Annotated in this window: 12 protein-coding genes and 1 tRNA gene; 5 read left to right on the plus strand and 8 right to left on the minus strand. The window is 44.0% G+C overall.

From position 1 onward, the window contains the following. The first annotated feature begins 12 nt into the window (after positions 1-12). The 4 genes from QUB13_RS02575 to QUB13_RS02590 all read left to right on the plus strand — a co-directional run bounded on the left by QUB13_RS02575 (position 13) and on the right by QUB13_RS02590 (position 4,475). Positions 13-2,175, plus strand: a complete 2,163-nt coding sequence (locus tag QUB13_RS02575; protein WP_333378631.1) for a serine/threonine protein kinase — start codon at positions 13-15, stop codon at positions 2,173-2,175. A gap of 377 nt (positions 2,176-2,552) precedes the next feature. Further along, positions 2,553-2,625 (plus strand) — tRNA-Thr (locus QUB13_RS02580). Positions 2,626-2,891: 266 nt separating this feature from the next. Beyond that, positions 2,892-3,308 carry a hypothetical protein gene (locus QUB13_RS02585; RefSeq protein ID WP_333378633.1) on the plus strand — a complete coding sequence of 139 codons (417 nt, stop codon included), beginning with the start codon at positions 2,892-2,894 and terminating at the stop codon, positions 3,306-3,308. A gap of 6 nt (positions 3,309-3,314) precedes the next feature. Beyond that, positions 3,315-4,475, plus strand: coding sequence for a hypothetical protein (locus QUB13_RS02590; RefSeq protein ID WP_333378636.1), 1,161 nt, complete (start codon positions 3,315-3,317; stop codon positions 4,473-4,475). A 131-nt stretch (positions 4,476-4,606) separates the two neighbouring features. Here QUB13_RS02590 and QUB13_RS02595 read toward each other — a convergent pair whose 3' ends face one another. The 7 genes from QUB13_RS02595 to QUB13_RS02625 form a co-directional block, all read right to left on the minus strand. Beyond that, positions 4,607-6,487: an aminopeptidase P family protein gene (locus QUB13_RS02595; protein WP_333378639.1), complete on the minus strand. Its 1,881-nt coding sequence runs from the start codon at positions 6,485-6,487 to the stop codon at positions 4,607-4,609. 15 nt (positions 6,488-6,502) lie between these two features. Further along, on the minus strand, positions 6,503-7,672 hold the full coding sequence (locus QUB13_RS02600) for a pyridoxal phosphate-dependent aminotransferase (protein ID WP_333378642.1): 1,170 nt from the start codon (positions 7,670-7,672) through the stop codon (positions 6,503-6,505). Positions 7,673-7,865: 193 nt separating this feature from the next. Further along, positions 7,866-10,907 (minus strand): SMC family ATPase, encoded by a 3,042-nt coding sequence (locus QUB13_RS02605; RefSeq protein WP_333378644.1) that lies wholly within the window; start codon positions 10,905-10,907, stop codon positions 7,866-7,868. Positions 10,908-11,045: 138 nt separating this feature from the next. After that, positions 11,046-12,221: a metallophosphoesterase family protein gene (locus tag QUB13_RS02610; RefSeq protein WP_333378647.1), complete on the minus strand. Its 1,176-nt coding sequence runs from the start codon at positions 12,219-12,221 to the stop codon at positions 11,046-11,048. 298 nt (positions 12,222-12,519) lie between these two features. Continuing rightward, complete coding sequence (locus QUB13_RS02615; protein WP_333087520.1) at positions 12,520-12,870, minus strand: DUF5615 family PIN-like protein; 351 nt, start codon at positions 12,868-12,870, stop codon at positions 12,520-12,522. A 3-nt stretch (positions 12,871-12,873) separates the two neighbouring features. Beyond that, positions 12,874-13,200 carry a DUF433 domain-containing protein gene (locus tag QUB13_RS02620; protein ID WP_333087521.1) on the minus strand — a complete coding sequence of 109 codons (327 nt, stop codon included), beginning with the start codon at positions 13,198-13,200 and terminating at the stop codon, positions 12,874-12,876. Positions 13,201-13,390: 190 nt separating this feature from the next. Beyond that, complete coding sequence (locus tag QUB13_RS02625) at positions 13,391-14,284, minus strand: ion channel (protein ID WP_333378652.1); 894 nt, start codon at positions 14,282-14,284, stop codon at positions 13,391-13,393. A gap of 156 nt (positions 14,285-14,440) precedes the next feature. Between QUB13_RS02625 and QUB13_RS02630 the strand changes: the two genes are divergently transcribed. Further along, positions 14,441-14,716 carry a hypothetical protein gene (locus QUB13_RS02630; RefSeq protein ID WP_228042393.1) on the plus strand — a complete coding sequence of 92 codons (276 nt, stop codon included), beginning with the start codon at positions 14,441-14,443 and terminating at the stop codon, positions 14,714-14,716. 529 nt (positions 14,717-15,245) lie between these two features. Here QUB13_RS02630 and QUB13_RS02635 read toward each other — a convergent pair. Further along, positions 15,246-17,528, minus strand: a complete 2,283-nt coding sequence (locus QUB13_RS02635) for a PAS domain-containing protein (protein ID WP_333378657.1) — start codon at positions 17,526-17,528, stop codon at positions 15,246-15,248. Positions 17,529-17,657 lie beyond the last annotated feature (129 nt).

Raw genomic sequence — 17,657 nt, forward strand, 5'->3', positions numbered from 1 at the left:
GTTTTGACTGATATGTCCTTACCCCGCCCCCTCTCAGACACGATAATTGAACTGTTGAAGCCTGTAGCTAGCGAATTGGGAGAAAGATTGGGAGCAAGCGCTGTTAACGAACGCTATGCAGAAATTGAGCCTTCGGCTGCTTCTTCGGCTTTGAACCAGCAAATCAAAAAAGACCCCCGCTGGATTAAAGCACAAGTGAAATATTTGCAGCGACAGCACAGCCGCGAACAAGAATTAATCGCGATCGCCAGCATAGAAGAAGAATGGGTAAAGGAAGAACGCGCCAATCGAGTTAAGGCACAAGAATTGAGAGATAAGCGGGCGATTAGCCGGCTTTGCCGCGAGTTAATGCGGGAGTTTCAATCAGAAGCAATTCGAGTTAAGCTGAGCGAAATTCAAACTATTTGGGACAAAGACAACTGGTTTTCTAATTTGAGCAGACAGGAAACCGAACAGATTTTGCAGCAGCAACAGCACCGATTGCTGCTGTTGGTTGCTCCCGCAAAAATTAGCCAAGATTGCCCGGATTCGTTTCGCAACAATCTAAATATCGAGCTGCCGGCTAAGTTGAGATCTTTTTTGAATCAGCACTACCCCCATCACGGAGAATCTTGTCCGGTTCAATTTTACGGAGACTATTTTAAAAAGGCGATTTCTGATATTGATGTGGAGCGGTTGCAGACTGTTTTGTCTCCCGTGCCGACAGCTATATTGTACAGCGATATCAGCGATTATGAAGTCAATTTTCATCTTGGTTTTTGGGGAATCATCAATCAGAGCGTTTCTCTAGTGGCGATGCACCCTTGGAATTGGGAAGAGGTTTATCAGCAGTTGGAAGCTGAGGGCAAAGATGAAAAGGTGAGCCTGCGGATTATTCGGCAAATAATTGTCACAATTCACAAGTTATTAGCGGCTTTTTTAGCGGATTTGTATTATTTAAATATTGATTTTACCCACGAACCTCAGCTATTCAAATTAGAGGCGGAATTTACTCAAGAATGGTTTTCTAAAGATTGGGCTCAACCGTATATTGAAACTCTTAAAGAAATTCAGGAACAGCAGCGAATAGTCTATAAAGGAGAGATGCGGCGGTTGGCGCTGCGAGAGGCGAAAGCTAGGGCAGAAAGGAAGCGTTTGGAGGATCAGGAACTCAAGCACAGAGAGGAAACTGAGGAGGCATCTAAACGAGCGAAGGAATTAGTTCACCAATTAAAAAATCTGAAATGGCGGTGCGTATATACGTTGCCGGGACATTCATCGTTTGTGAATTCTCTGGCGATTAGTCCTGATAGTAAAATTCTGGCTAGCGGTAGTTGGGATAAAACTATTAAGATTTGGAATTTAGAAAAAGGGGAATTAATTGGTACTTTGACGGGACATTCCGATCGCGTAAATTCTGTTGCTATTAGCTATGACGGAAAAATGTTGGTCAGCGGCAGTTCGGATGAAACAATTAAGTTTTGGAATTTGTACAACGGCGATTTGTTGTGTACTTTTCCGGGACATTCTATGGAAGTGAATTCGGTGGCGATTAACCCGAAGGGGCAGATAATTGCTAGCTGCGGCGGGGCAGATAATACGATTAAGCTTTGGAATTTGCGGACTGGTGAGTTGCTGCGGACTTTGAGGGGTCATTCTAACAATGTGAATGCGGTGGTTTTTAGCCCGGATGGTAAGATATTGGCGAGCGGTAGTTCGGATGCGACTAGCAAGGTTTGGGATGTGGAAAGCGGTAAGTTGCTGCGGACTCTTTCGGGGGTGAATGTGGGGGTGAATTCTGTGGCGATCGCGCCGGATGGTCAAATTCTCGCTAGCGTCAGCAATGATTATACGATTAAGCTGCGGAATTTGCATACGGGCAGTTTGTTGCGAATTTTCAATTCTCATTCTGCAAGGGGAAAGGGTGTAGCGAATTTAGGGATGAATGAGGCGCTACATATTTTGCAGAATTATGTAAGTAGGGGCGATTCGGTTGCTATCAGTCGGGACGGTTTGACTTTGGCTAGTGGCTGCGATGATAATACGATTAATCTTTGGAATTTGCATACGGGGGAGCTATTGAGCACTCTTAAGGGACATTCGGGTACTGTATACTCGGTGGCGATCGCACCTTCGGGCAATTTGCTAGCCAGCGGCAGCGCGGATGAGACAATTAAGATTTGGCGCTGCGATTAGTCATTAGTCAGTTGTTTGTTGGCAGTTGGCAGTTGTTTGTTGGCAGTGGGCTGTTGGCTTCGGTAAATTAACCAATAGTCATTAGTCATTAGTCATTAGTCAGTAGTTTAGACGATCTGCTGTGGCTGGGAGTCCGCCCTGTCGCGGCGAGAAGTTCAACAACATTTACCTACCGGGGCGAGAAACCGGGTTTCTGCGACAAATAGGGTTGAGTAACGAGAAATATCGGAAGAAACCCGGTTTCTGAGGTGTGGCTGCGCTCAAAAGACGATAATTTCGGTTTTGTCCTTGCGGGCAGGGGTTTTGGGCGAATTTGAAAAAAAAATGGCTGGGGGGGTTGCGCTAATGACTATAAGTTTGCTATATTAAGTTTCACTGCTGGTGTAACTCAGTTGGTAGAGTAGCTGATTTGTAATCAGCCTGTCGCAAGTTCGAGTCTTGTCACCAGCTTATTTAATGAAATAAAGGCTAGATAAAACTTCTAGCCTTTATTTTTTTGCATCGTGGGCGATCAACTCTTCATACGCTTGTCACCCGCCTCAGCAATTTTGATTATTAACGTAATCTTTTTTCTAAAAATAGAAATATTTAGAGCTATATTGAATCTGGCGATCGCCAACTTGAACATCTGATTATCAAGTTTGATTAAATGTTAGCAGCTAAGGTGAGCAAGCTATTCTAAACTAAATTTGTCAGCACTGTAGCGGAGCAGCGAAATGTCCCCTTGGGTAAAAGATCCACATTCAGGCGGAGTTAAAATCCCTCCGGCAGTTCAAGAACGGGTGAAGCAGCGTATTCTAGATTATGCTGCTGCTAACTACGCTGGTAAGTACACTCGCCTAGGCATCCGCTTTCGCAGTCAGTTTTGTTACATTGATGCCTATACAGAACCTGATGTCCCCGTAGATTTTCCGAGCAAAGAGCTTCGCATATCTCGTGAAGAATATTTAGAACGAAGGCGAAATACCCCCCTTCACCTGTGTCGGCTGCGTTACTTTAGTGATGAAGAAGCTTGGAGTCTGGGGTTTTACGCCTATAGCAGTGAAAAATACGAGCCTTGTATGTTCAGAAATGGCAGTTTCTACGGTACACCTGAAGAAGCCTTTAAGATCTCTTCTATGTACTTGCAATAACCCAAAATGAGCGAATATCAATATTACGAGTTTCAAAGCGTCGATCGACGTTTGACTCAATCCGAACAAGAAGCACTCAGCCAACTCTCTAGTCGCGCGCAAATCAGCTCTAGTAGAGCTATTTTTGTTTATAACTATGGAGACTTACCGGGCCAAGAAAAACAATTATTAATCAAATATTTCGATGCTATGTTTTACATAGCTAATTGGGGATCGTTACAGCTAATGTTTCGTTTTCCCAAAGGTTTGATTGATATCGAACTGATGCGGCAATATTGCGTTGAAGATATAGTTGAGGTTTCGGAAATTAATAATTTTGTCATTTTAGAGATTTCTATTAACGAGGAAGGAGGTTTTGATGGGTGGATAGAGGGAGAAGGAAATTTATCCTCTTTGATAGGTTTGCGCCAGGAAATTTTGCAGGGAGATTATCGTTTACTTTATTTGGCTTGGCTGAAAGGGATTACCTATCTTGATGAATTCGACGAAGATGAAGATGAGCGAGATGATGATGATGAAAAGGACGATGATGAAAATGATGATCGAGAAGGACTAGAGCCACCTGTTCCTCCTAATTTCGGTAAGTTCTCTTCATCGTTACAGGCTTTTATCGATATTTTTGAAGTGGATGAGCATCTACTGAAAACTGCAATCAGTGCGAGTGTTACTAAAGATTCAATTCCCGAAAGTAGCATCAAAAAAGCTATCAAAAAACTTGAACGTTCTGAAGTCGATACTTTTTTACTGCGGTTACTTAAAGGAGAATCTAATCTCTCTATTGAGTTGGGTAAGAAATTATCAGGAATGATAGAAGTTAGGCAAGAGCAAAATCCCGGCAAACGAACAATTCGTCAGCTTTTAGCAAGCGCAAAAAAGGAAGAAAAAAAGGAAGAATACAGAATAGAACAGGAAGCTAAAGCTGCACGAATCAGAGATTTAGAAGCTTTGGCTAAGCGAGAAACGGCTGCTTGGGAAGAGATAGACGCTCTTATTCAAAAAGGAACTTCTAACTCTTACGACCAAGTAGTGCCGTTACTTTTAAAACTGCGAGATTTGGCGGATTATCAAAAGCAGCAAATTAAGTTTTTAACACGGCTTCAAGAACTGCATAATAAATATAGCAGTCGCTCTGGATTGAAAAGACGTTTGCTTAAGGTGGATTTATAATCCAATAGGCTGGGGAGAGGACTATTTCTTGCTCGGAAATCCCCCTAAATTTTCCTGAAAAAGGGGAGTAGGGGTTGACTTTGATGCAGCTATTTTCCCGCCTTTTTAAGGGGGATCTGGCTTAACTGAACCTATTGAATTTTACCTAACGCAGCGCAGGCGGTTTTCAACCATTCAATTGTTGCTGCATTGAGTACGGGTGAGAGTTTCTCGATTACGGAGGCGTGATAGTTGTTCAACCATTGTAGTTGAGTTGTTGACAGCCGATCGACATTTATCAATTTTTGCTCAAACGGAATATACGTCAGCGGTTCAAATCCGTACCAAACCGTAGCGTTTTTTGACGGCATTTCCCTGACAACATAGAGATTTTCGAGGCGAATTCCGCCCCATCCCGGTTCGTAATATCCCGGTTCGATACTTGTTACCATTCCCGCTTCTAGGGGATATTGGACAAATTTGCTGATACCGTTGGGGCCTTCGTGACCGGCTAAAAATGCGCCGACTCCGTGCCCGGTGCCGTGTCCGTAGTCTAGCTGTTGTTGCCATAATACCGCACGGGCGATCGCATCTAATTGCGATCCGGTTGTACCTTTGGGAAATTGCTGCAGCGCACAGTTGATATGCGCGATTAAGACGGTTGTGTAGTGTTCGATTTGCAGCGCCGTCGGTTCCCCGACAATCATGGTTCTCGTATCGTCGGTTGTTCCTGCTAAATACTGCGCGCCTGAGTCCAGCAGCAGCAATTCTCCGGGTTTTAAGGTGATTTCGGGGCTTGGGGTTCCGTAATGTACGATCGAGCTATTTGCACCCGCACCGGCGATCGTTCTAAACGTTAAAGTCTGAAAATCCGTTTCTTGCTGATAAAAACTTTCGATGCTTTCTTTAACATCAAACTCAGTCAAAACCTTACCACTTTCTAGCTGCTCTGTCAACCACATTAAAGTCAGAACTTTCGCTCGACTTGCCTTAAAATTGGCTGATTTCATCTGCTCGATTTCCACAGGATTTTTCCGAGCTTTCATCCCTTCCACCGGATTCGGAGCAAAAACTATTTCAATCTTATTTTCAGTTGTTTGTTGACCTAAAATCAACTTGTACGTGCCTGCTGTGCTGTGCTTCGAGTCTAATAGCACCCGAACTTTATTCGGCAAATTGACGCACGATTCTAAGATTGACGGATAGTCTGCATAGGGAAGCACAGTTACAGCAGGCGACAATTCTTGCTTGATTTCTGCTGAAATGCGATCGAGATTGGTAAACAAAAACGCAGCATCTGCGGTGACAATCGCATAGGATATAAAAATCGGAATGTGGGGAATATCCGAACCTCGGAGATTGAACAGCCACGCTATTTGATTCAGGTTGCTAATTGGTAGCACGTCGATGTTTGCAGTTTGCATCGCTTCCCTGACTCGGACTAACTTTTGAGCAGCGGTTTCTCCCGTCAGAGATACTGGTAAACTAAATATCGGAGATTCGTCAATTGCGGGTAAAATTTCTGTAGTTTGTCGAACTTTGTCTGCTAAATTCTCCGATATCGCTACGAGTTCAATTCCAGCAGTTGCAAATTTTCTGATCCAGTTTTGATATTGCTCTGTCGCGACAGTAAACGGGTCAAAACCAAATCTAATTTTAGTTGACTTTTGGGCAGATTCTACCGCGATTTTTTCTAAGGTTTCAATTAAACTTAAATTTCCTTCTAAGCCGAGTTTCGATATTTGAATCAGTGCAGCATCCACTTGCAATTCCGCTTGTTCGTAATAGCGGGAATCCACAAACAACCAAGCAGCATCTTTCCCAACCAACAAATCGCCGGCCGAACCAGTAAAACCGGAAATCCAAGCTCGCCGCTGCTTGGCTGCTGGAACTGATAAATTTAAGTGTTCGTCAACCGCTGGAATTAAATAGCAATCTAAGTCGTAACTTGCCATCAACTCGCGCAAGTCTTTAAGCTTAGCAGCGGGTAACATTTTAATATTTTTATCTGTTATTAAATTAGTTGTAACCATTTTTTACATCCTATTTTACTTGTTTAAAATTGCCTTTAAACCTTTGACCAACCTGCTAATTCCTGCGGCCGCTGTTTCAGTTTCCAGAGCACCGTAAGCAACGCGCAAATAGCAGCCGCTATCCATGCCGAAAGTTGTACCGGGAAGCACTGCTACGCGATATTCGCGAATTAATTGTTCTACTAATTCCATTGTATCGAGTTCTGTGTCAACTTTTAAGAAAAAGTAGAAAGCTCCGCAGGCTGGGGAAATTGTACACAGATTTTGGATGGTATTGAGTTCGTTTAATACGAGTTGTCGCACGGATGCGATCGCGCTTACATAATTATCGCAGTAAGCTCTACCAACTTGCAAGGCTCCCAAGGCTGCATATTGAGAAATTACCGGCGGACAAATTAAGATAGTATCCTGAATCTTTCTCACGGAAACCAGCAAATGTTCTGGGATTACCATATACCCGATGCGCCAACTCGCAAAACCGTAGGCTTTAGAAAGGCTAAACAGGGAAATTGTATGTTCGCTGCTGTGGGGAAAAGCTGCGGGAGAACAGTGTTTAACGCCGTTATAGGTGAAATATTCATAAGCTTCGTCGCTGATGTGATAAATGTTGTGCTGGCGGCAAATTTCGTTTACTTCGCGCAGTGATTCAAAATCATAAACTACGCCTGTTGGGTTGTTGGGTGAAATGGTGACAATTGCTCGCGTTTTGTGAGTAATTGCTTTTTTGATCGCATCGATATCGAGTTGATAGTTAGCGTCGGTTTCTACTATGACTGGGCGGCAATTTGCCATGATTGCTGCCATTTCGTGGTTGAAATAATAAGGTGATTGGATAATAATTTCGTCTCCCGCCGAGGTGATGGCAAGAATGGCGTTGGTAAATCCCATGTTGCTGCCGGCGGTGACAACAATGCAGTTTTTGTTGTTAATTTCTATGCCGTTATCTGTCTTTAGTTTGGCTGCTATTGCATCTTGTAATTGGGGAATTCCTTCGACGGCTTTGTATTTGTGATTGTCGGGGTTTGCGAGGAATTCGGGGATTTTGTTAAATGATTCTTGGGGCGAATTGTAGTAAACTACGCCTTGTCCTAATGATATTGTTCCCGGATTTTGGCGGATTAGTTCGCCTACTACTGGAATTATTGGCGATTGTACCGATTGCATTCGAGTTTGGTGATTGTTCATTTAATTTAACTCGGTTTTAAGGATTAAATTTGTTTGTAGACGGCGGTTGAAACCGCGCCTACAAAAGGGAAGTCCGCCTTCGCGGACTGAATAAAATAACTGAAAAAAACAGCGTAATTTTAACTGCCTAATCTTCAACCCGCGCACCATCCGGGTTTTGTTTGTGTAGACGCAGTTTGAACCGCCCTGGATTCTAAACTCTTTCAACTTCTATTCTAGAACCTTGGGGCGACTTGAAAACTTTAACTTGGGCGGGCAATCTTTCGCCCAATCCTCGAACGTGGGTAATCACTCCAATTAGCCTTTCTCGCTGCCGCAAAGATTCTAAAATTTGAGTAACGCTTTCGAGAGTTTCTGCGTCTAAGGTACCGAATCCTTCATCGAGAAATAAGCTGCCCAATTGGGCTCCTTGAGATAGTTTTTCTGATAAAGCTAAAGCCATTGATAGGGAAGTTGCAAAGGTTTCGCCGCCGGAAAGGGTGCGGACTCGTCTCGCTTCGCCGCCGTTCCAATTATCTGTTACCCAGTATTCGCCTTCTTGGTTTTTTAGCTGGTAGCGATTGTCGGTTAATTCTTGCAAAATTACGGTGGCGCTGCCGACTAATTCTGCTTCTAAATGTTCTAAAATGTAGGATTGAAATTCGTTGGATTTCAGATTTTGCGCTAATGTGTGGTAGGTTTGCTCTTGTTCTGCGAAATTTGTGATTTGCTGCGACAGTCTTTCGGATTGTTCGAGGGTTTGCGCTGCTACTTGTACCCACGCTAAAAGCTCGGTGCGGTTGTTGTTGGCTTGTTTGAGGTTCTCTTGGGCGGTTTGTTTTGCCGATCGCACTTGTGCTAAAGTATCTTCATCGGTAGTCCGACCCGCGATCGCCTCGCTCAAATCTTTCGCCCGCGTCTCTAGCTGAATTTTTGACTCGCGCACGGATCGAATCGCATTTTCCCACTGCAATTGTTCGTTAACTAATGTCACCGCTGCTAAAAAAGTCTCTTCGGTGAAATCAGCCGCTGTTAATTTTGCCAACCAATCCAGATTTAGCTGCTGTTTTTCCGCCTGAATTCGTGCAAAAACCTCTCCCGCTTGTTGCTCTCTTTCTGCTGCTTGAATAGCAATATTTTGAGCAAGTTGATAAGATTTTTCGGCAATTCTCAGCCGATCCTTTAACTCTTGCTTGTCTGTTTCTAAAGCCTGTGCTAAATTAACATAAGGTTGATATTCGGTAATTTGATAGAGCGCGTTTACACAACTTTGTAACTGCTGCTGTCGGCGGTCAGATTCGGCGATCGCCTCTTGATATTCCTGCTGTTTAGCAGCTTTTGTCGTCGCTGCAAAATTTAATCTTTCTTCGTAATTATTATATTCCAAGGATGCGATTTGGAATTGCTGCTCAATTTCTCGGTATTGGCGATCGCTCTCTTTAAGAATTGCCAACTCCTGCTGTAACTGCGACACTTCCCATTCTCGCTCCTCCAGAATTTCCGATATTTGCTGCTGCAATTCGCCAACTCTTTTCGCCGTCAATTCTAACATTTGAGCAATTTCCGACTGTTTTTGCTCGCAGGATGAAACTGCACTTTTTCCCTCAGCCACGGCCATTTGAGCTGATTGAAAAAACTGATTTGCTGTCGCCAGTTTCCGGCGCAAACCGGCAACATCTACAATCTTAGAAATCGGTAAAGGAGGGAGCAAATCGCTCTCAGGATGCACCCCGCCGCACACCGGACAAGTATCGCCAGAATTCAGCGACATTCTGACAGCAGCAACAGTCTCTAAACGCGCCGCTTCCGCATTAGCAGTTTCCGCCGCTTCTAACTCGTCGCTGCACTCTTTGAGCCGGATTTCTGCCGCTGTTAAATTAGTGACAACTTCGACATAATTCTGTTGAGCGCTTTCTTTTTCTGCCAGAGACTTACCCAACATTTCCTGCTGACTTTTTCCCTGCTTGGCAATAAGCTGAAGTTCCACCAATAAAGGTGCAATTTCCTGCAACTGCTCTAAACGCTTTCCTCCCGGCGAAGACTGTTCGAGCAGTACCGCTGCTCTAGTAACTCGAAAACCCGCATTCTGAATTTTAATGTTAGTAGCTTGCAATTCTTTTTCTGCCGCTTGGAAAAAGCGGAGTTTTTCCTGTTGTCTTTTTTGGGCGATTGCCACTTCTTTTTCTAATTGAGCGCGCTGTTCTTCATATACTTTCGCAGCAGCCAGAGCATCTTCACGAGCCTTAAATTGTGGTGCTAGTGCCTCTGCTTTGGCTTGAACCGCGTCAAGTTGCTGTTGCTCTGCTGCTAGCTCGCAGCGAGCTTTAATTAATTTTTCCCGCGCTGATTTAGCGGCTTTTTCGGCAGTTTCATTTTGACTGCGAGCCGATCGCACTAAAGCCCAATCTCCCTGTAAATGATTGGCAGCTTGCGCTCTTTCCAAACGCTGTGCTAAAATTTCAATCTCGGCGGAACTAGCATTTAACTCAGCCAATTTTTGTTGTAATTCTTGCCAGCGAGCGATTTGTGAAAATAGCTGTTCCTCTTCGTCTAACGTTTTCTGAGCTTTCATCACGGCGCGCTCGAACTCAGGTAACTGCTGCTCTAAAATCCCAAGTTGCGATCGCTTTCCGGCCACCTCATCCGCCGTCGGCGCGCTCAAGTCAGCTAACTGCCTTTCCACCATTTCCCGTTCCTGTTTCAGCAACTTTGCGAGCTCGTTTGCTTCCTTCCGCATCTGCTCAAAAATCTCAAATCCTGCTAGCTGCCGCAAAATTTCTCGGCGCTTAGAAGCATCCCCTTTAATAAACTCATCAAACTTTCCTTGAGGCAGAATAATTGCTCGTGTAAAAGTATCAAAATCCATTCCTAAAATTTGTTCGATCGTATTTTGCACTGCAACAATACTCGTTCCCAAAGTTTCCCACTCGCCGTTTTGCCAGCAGTCCAAAATCACCTTATTTTCAGGAGTTTTTGGACGAAAACGCCATGTCCGCGTCACCCGATACTGGGCAGAACCCACAGTAAAACGTAACTGTACCTTTAAATTTTTACTACCTTGACTTGCTAAATCGCCTACTTGTTTGCCGCTGCGAGTTGTCGTACCAAAAAGCGCGTAAGTCATGGCATCTAGCAGCGAAGATTTGCCCGCACCCGTAGCACCAGTAATTGCAAACAAATCGAGTTGAGAAAAATCTAAACGCTGTTCCCGGCGGAAGCTGGTAAATCCTTCGAGTAAAAGTTCTAGTGGACGCATAAAAGATTTTAGATTTTAGATTTTGGATTTTAGATTTTGGAATTTTTACAATGATGTTTTTCCGAGTGCTATGGCACTTATCAAGTCCATTCGGCATCGGGAGTAATGGCAAAGAATTACCAATTACCAATTACCAATTTAACTATTAACTGTTTCCTTAAACTTCTTGTACAAATCCTGAAATCCCTCCAATACAGCGGGTTGTGGTGTCGTTCCCAAGCGGTTTTGGTAATAGTTGCAGAACTCTGCCGCCGGATCGAAATTGTTGGGATCGATATTAGTCATTTCCGTGGCTTCTAGCGGTGCATCTCGATAGCGCGGTTCAATCAACAACGCTTGAGAACAGATTTGCCGCACGCGATCGGCTAATCCGATTTGCGGGCTGTCTAGATCGACAATTACCTTTAAGAAACCAGGATGATATTGATGAGCTTTTAAAACAGCATCAAGATTGTCATTATCACATTGAAGCACTTTTAACGGTTTGTTGCAAGCCACAGGTTTAAATTCTACTTTTGCCTGACTTCCCGGCTCAACTTCTATCAAACAAAATCCTTTTTCCTGTTCGGCTTCTCCGAAATCTAACTGAATTAAAGAACCGGAATAATAAGCGAGGGAATTCTTAGCAATGCGCTGGTGGATGTGGATGTGTCCGAGGGCGATATACTGGGCTTCTGCTGGCAGAGTTTGCGATGAAAGCAAGTATTTTTCTCGCGTGTAATAAGCGACTTCGGATTTGGCCAAGCGAGCGCCGTCAATGCTCATGTGTCCCATCAGCATATTTACAGTATTGTCGCGAAAATCTGTAGTTAAATCTTGCAGTAAATCTGCTACAAGTTCGCGGTAATCTTGGCGGATTTTGGCATCGCCGGAGTGCCAGATAGCATTAGCATCTAACAGTCTTTGTTCGGAAGCAAAAGGCATCGCTCCCACGCAGAGTTTACCGCTTTTTGTATTAAGAATAATGCTGCCGCCGTCGGCGGAACGCTTGGGTTTGCCTAGGGCGCGAACGCCGGCGAGGGAGAGCAATTGGGCGATGCTGTCGATGCGGGATGCGGAATCGTGATTGCCGGCGATCGCAATTGCGGGAATTCCGGCAGCTTGGAGCTCGCAGAAAAAGTGATAGGCAACGCGCTCAGCGTAAGCTGGAGGGTTGGGAACGTCAAAAATGTCGCCGGCGACGAGCACGGCATCGACATCGAGCTCTTTGGCTTGTTTCAAAATCTGTTCGAGGGCGATCGCAATTTCGGAAGTGCGATCTATCCCTCGAAAACGCCGCCCCAAATGCCAGTCAGCAGTATGAATTATTCGCATAGTAAGAAGAAGGAAGATGGAAGAAGGAAGAAGGAAGAAGGAAGATGGAAGATGGAAGATGGAAGAAGGAAGATGGAAGATGGAAGAAGTCATTAGTCATCAGTCATCAGTGCTGTCGCCTCCGAGCTTTCCGTACAACGTCATCAGGAAGATGGAATATGGAATATGGAATATGGAATATGAAATAAAAGATGCACAGAAAGCTTTTAGGAGAGCCGTATTTTATGTTTAATTAGGTAAATTGATAGTGGATTTATTTGTCAAGTGTGCAAGTTCATTTCATACTCGATGTATTCTATCACTTATCTTCAACCGATGGGCGGTTAACTCGAATCAGCATCCCTCTCAAAGTTTCTAGATTAGAAATAGCCTCATTAATCCGCGCAGCCTGCCGCTCCCTATTTGAATCATCTTTACAAACAATGATACCAGCATGGTCTGGTTGTAATGTATGCAGCTTGATAAAATGACGGCGATTGAGTGTTAAAATAGCGCGGTCAATACTCAATGCAAAAGCTAATACTTCATCATCAGGAATTTTTTGATTAGCATTTCCTGCTTCCTGTACTGTCAGGACATCGTGACCTAAAGTCCTTAGAAATTCCACAACTCGCTTTGGATATTGTTCATCTGCATAAAAAGATGCCACTTTTCAATCATCCTCATTTTCTTGAATTGCTGTTTCAATCTCGTCAGGATAGGCCTCAGCATAAGCCCAAGCATTCGCCAAGTCAGCAGCGCGCAGAGTCGGATAATCTTCTAACAGTTCAGATTCCGAAATACCTAAACGACGAGCATTCACGAGCACCCAAACAGGAATCCGCGTTTGTCTGATGCAAGCATCGCCACCACATACGCCAGGAGTCTTTTGAATTCCAGACCAAAAGTTGGTTAAACTTTGGGCGAGTAATTGTATAGCTTGAGTCTTTTCCTCGGGACTTAACGCTAGGAGTTGCGGTTGCAATTCTTTCAGTGTCATATTCGCAGCTATTGAGTTCATAAATATTAGCTTATTTTGGCATACAAGTATTCTAGCAGTGACTAAATCAAAATTTTCATAGCACTCCTGGATCGATACCAAAGAAACCGGGTTTTTATGGAAATTCAAGGTGGGAAAGCCATATTTTGCACCAAACCCGGTTTCGACGCACTCGCGGGTAAATTTTGTCTCATTCAATAGGTTTCACATCGTGAAACCGAGTATAATCAACCACCCGCCTGCCATCCGGCGTTCTCAAAATAATATCTACAAACCGCATATTCCACATAATTTCCGACGCTATAAAAGAATGTCGCGCGTTAATAGTTTGCGAAACTGTTTCATCAATTCCCGTGAGCGTAATTACAATTTCCGCTTGTTGCTCCATCAAGTCTTTAGCAGTAATTTGGTACAAAGGACTGCTCTCATCAATTGCGTGCATTACCGTCCAAGTTAAGGAAAAAATACGAGATTGATTCCGCATTAATTGCAAATCGTAAAAACGCCGCATAAATTCTCCTTCCGATGTTACTTCGTCGCGGATCAAAGTAACTCCCTGCTGGGCTTCTAAAATTTGATTGAAGCGCTGATTTCCCGCGCGATACATCAGAGTGGGAACGCCGTTGAAAGGAGCGATTACTGCTACGCGGCTGAAGATAACTCTAGCGCTTGGCCGGGAAAATTTTGAAAAAGCTAGTCCCGTCACCATCGCCACTCCCCACAAACCCAAAAACGCTTCGAGCGCGACTATAATATTAGCGTAATCGGTGCGGGGAAACATTGCGCCGTAGCCGATCGTCGCCATTGTTTGCACGCTGAAATAAAAGGCATCTTTCAAAGAACCAGGCCGAGCATTAGCAATGCAATCTCCTCCCGCCAAGTAAGCTAAGGCAAATAAACCATTCATGACTAAATACGAAAGACAAATCAGAATGAAAAATTGCGGCCAAGAAAGAGTTAGCAGCTTGTGGTAGAGGTCGGCAAAATGCAGGCGAGGTATTCCCAACTTCACAATATTTAAGGTGGATTTTTCTTTTCGGCCGACTAAACGAGACGGTTGCGGGCGGTTGCGGTGCATTTTCATTGCGATTTGTAACTGCTGCTGTTTCAATTTGTAACTATTGCTGGAAGCGGGAAAACTTATCCCTTAGACTGATTTTTAATTTCAAAAATTCAGATCGCAGCGGAGTTGAAAATGGTTGAGCTTAACTGGCGTGACTGTGTGGTGATGGTTTCTTTTATGGCTTCAATTGCAGGTCTGCTGTTGCTGGGCGATAAGCGTGAGTCGAAGCTGGCGGGCGATCGTGCTTTAAGCGAAGAAATGCTGATTGAGATGAGCTTTACTTACTGGATAGTGTACTGCATTTCTGTCTTCGGGCTGAAACTTCATTTACCAGAGGATAGCTGGTTATTGCTCAGTTTGAAGCTGACTACTGTTCTTTCTTACTTGTTGACTGCTTCTAGCATCCTCAGCCTGCCGCTGCAACGCATGGCTGTCAGACGAGTTGAAGATTGAAAACTACGGGTTATATCATTTCCGGTGACACCGGAATGATGTTAACTGTTGACTGTTGACTGTTCACTGTCAACCGTCAACAGTCAACTCAAATTTACTATTCTGATGAAGAGAGGATTTGATATTAGTTATTGAGGATTTGAGTTTTTACCGATTGGATTTCAGAAGAAATGAAGTCCTCACTACTAACTTATTTGAGTGATATTATTGCTAGCTGTTAGTTGGATTTAAGAAGGAATGAAGTCCTCACTATAGCCCAATACGGTTTACTTAAGACGATCTCCCTGGCACACCCCTTAAAAAGGGGGGAACAAGAATCCCCTCAAAGTCAACCCCTACTCCCCTTCTTAAGGGGGATGCGAGGGGGATCTCAGGGGCATAAATATTTTAAGTGAACCGTATTGCACTATAGCCTTTCTTAAAAAAGTGAGGTATGCCCTATGCCCTATGCCGCATAGTACCTCATAATATGAGAGCACAGAAAGGCTATACTAACCTATGTTAGCGATATTATTCGCTGAGAACTTGTTTATTTGTTGGTGAGGTGAGGAAGGCTGACGTAACGCGCCCAAAAGGGATCGAGTAGATCGCCCTCGCCCTTGATATTATCTTTTTTCTCCTGCTTTCCTAGGGCTGCGGAAATCGTAGAAAATATCCTTAAACTACCGGTAATCAGGCCTTGGGGATTTCGCAGCGGTAAACTTGAGACACAGACATCGATTAATGAACCGTCTTTGCGCTGCCGCTGGCACTGCTTGGCAACTGGCGCTTTTCCTGCCAATTCTGACTGAAGCATAGCGCTAAAGTCGAGAATTTCATCGCTCGGGACGATCGGCAAAATCTTCCCCAAAACCTCAGATTCTTCCCAGCCCAAAATTTGCTCCGCCGCCGGATTCCACAGCGTCACCGAAGCCGACGCATCGACAGCAATAACCGCCACCGGCAAAGCTTCAATTAACCCTTCTAAAACTTGATTGGTTTCGCACAATTTAGCCTCTACTAACTTGTGTTCGGTGATGTCCTGACAAGCACCGTAAACACCTACAGCGCGATTCTCGGCTTCATCCCACACAACTTGCCGGCAATCCCACAGCCAGCGGATTTCACCGGATTTTGTGACAATTCGATATTCGCTGACTTCCTTGCTGCTGCTGCAGGAGCGAGACTGCATTTGTTCCTGCAGCATTTCTCGATCTTCGGGATGAATGTAGTTGCATTCGGGCCAACCGGAATTTGCGATTTCTGATGCACTATAACCTGTAATCCGAGTAAAAGCTTCAGTCATCCACTCGCAGGCCCATGTTCGATCGGGCAATAGGTTAAAAGAATAGGCAAAATCTGAGGTAATTTCCGAGAGAATGCGATACCGGGATTCTGATTCCCGCAAAGCTGCTTCGGCTGTTTTAAGTTCGGTAATGTCTCTATTTGTAACGAGAACTGCTTCGATGCTACCCTCCGCATTTGCGATCGGGCTAAAAATGTAACTGCAATAATTCCTGCGCCCGGTGCGCGGATTAATAAACTCTGTTTCTGTTGTTAAACTTTCTCCTGTGGCTAGTATATTTTTCCAGCAATTATTGTGGAGTTCGATCAGTTCTGGCGGCCAGCCAATTTCTCCTACTGATTTGCCTAAAATGCAGGTTTTTGACAGCGGAGTTAACTCTAATCCGGCGCGATTGATATAAGTTAACCGCCCTGCGCGATCGAACATCAAAAGTCGGCCCGGTGTATTTGAGAGGACACTATGGAGCAGGTTGGTTTGCTGTAGGAGCTGAGAGTGGATTTTTTGCAGCGCATCTTCTTGGTTTTTGCGAGCCGTGATATTTTGAAAGAACACAGATAAACCTTCTTCCGACGGATAAGCCTCGATTTCCAACCAGATATTTTGCTGCTCGTAATACCATTCAAATTTAACAGCAACATTACGGGAGACGGCATTGTGAAGTTCCTTAAAAAAAATCGTCTTTGCGCTTTCTGGAAACTGCTCCCAAATATTTTTACCTAAAAGCTCTTGACGCTTTCTGTACCAGCAATCTTCTGCTTTCTGGTTGATGTAAGTAAACTGCCAATGGCGGTTGAGCGTATAAAAGCCCTCTGTGATGTTTTCTAAGATATTAACGATTTGCTGTTGCGATTTTTCTAACGCTGCTGCTGAGAGCTTCCGCTCTGTGATATCGCGAGAATTGATTACTATGCCGTTGATGCTGGAATCGTGCAGCAAATTGTTAGCAATGCTTTCTAAATATACCCAGTCACCGTTAGCGTGGCGTTTGCGATATTCTATGGGCGGTGCAATCCCCGGTTGTTTGAGCAAGTTGGCAAAATATTCCTGCCAAGCAGGGGCATCATCTGGGTGGATTAAATCATTATATAATTTACCGATTTTTTGTTCTGGTTTGTAGCCTAAAATCCGCTCTAGCGCCAGCGAAGTTTCGTCTCCTATCCGCCCGTCAGCTTCAATAATTGTGATTAAATCGGAAGAATTTGCGAGGAGAGTGTGCAATCTTACTTCTGCTTTTGTCAGCACCTGAGTCACTTTTTTGTACTGCGCCTGACTTTCGTCTAACTGCTGCTCTAAATTTCTGATTCGAGCACCTTGGTGAGATACTTTAAGTTCTAAAATGTGGTTGATTTTTTCTGATTTAGTTTGCTTTTCTTTTGTTGATAAAATTTGCTGAGTTTCGACTGAAAATTCCTGCAAAGAGCAGGATAAATTGTTAATATTACTGGGAAAATTTTCTTTTTGTTCTAGAGGTAATGGATCGATATGTTGCTGTAATTCATTGAAATGCTTAAATACTTGTGTGTTCATTGTAGTAAGCGCTCAAATTTGCGACTATAAAGTTTTTTAATTTGTTTGTTCATTGTAACACTCGATTCATGTCAAGTGTCAAAAGTAATAAATTTTAAAGTTTAGCGGTATAGCTTGAATGGCGATGCT

Origin of the sequence: Microcoleus sp. B4-D4, from assembly GCF_036705185.1 — a bacterium.
Classification (GTDB): domain Bacteria; phylum Cyanobacteriota; class Cyanobacteriia; order Cyanobacteriales; family Microcoleaceae; genus Microcoleus.

Coding starts and splice junctions, on each gene's coding strand:
- QUB13_RS02590 (WP_333378636.1), top strand. CDS start 3,315: ATGAGCGAATATCAATATTACGAGTTTCAAAGCGTCGATCGACGTTTG.
- QUB13_RS02585 (WP_333378633.1), top strand. CDS start 2,892: ATGTCCCCTTGGGTAAAAGATCCACATTCAGGCGGAGTTAAAATCCCT.
- QUB13_RS02595 (WP_333378639.1), bottom strand. CDS start 6,487: ATGGTTACAACTAATTTAATAACAGATAAAAATATTAAAATGTTACCC.
- QUB13_RS02630 (WP_228042393.1), top strand. CDS start 14,441: ATGGCTTCAATTGCAGGTCTGCTGTTGCTGGGCGATAAGCGTGAGTCG.
- QUB13_RS02635 (WP_333378657.1), bottom strand. CDS start 17,528: ATGAACACACAAGTATTTAAGCATTTCAATGAATTACAGCAACATATC.
- QUB13_RS02625 (WP_333378652.1), bottom strand. CDS start 14,284: ATGAAAATGCACCGCAACCGCCCGCAACCGTCTCGTTTAGTCGGCCGA.
- QUB13_RS02575 (WP_333378631.1), top strand. CDS start 13: ATGTCCTTACCCCGCCCCCTCTCAGACACGATAATTGAACTGTTGAAG.
- QUB13_RS02620 (WP_333087521.1), bottom strand. CDS start 13,200: ATGACACTGAAAGAATTGCAACCGCAACTCCTAGCGTTAAGTCCCGAG.
- QUB13_RS02600 (WP_333378642.1), bottom strand. CDS start 7,672: ATGAACAATCACCAAACTCGAATGCAATCGGTACAATCGCCAATAATT.
- QUB13_RS02610 (WP_333378647.1), bottom strand. CDS start 12,221: ATGCGAATAATTCATACTGCTGACTGGCATTTGGGGCGGCGTTTTCGA.
- QUB13_RS02605 (WP_333378644.1), bottom strand. CDS start 10,907: ATGCGTCCACTAGAACTTTTACTCGAAGGATTTACCAGCTTCCGCCGG.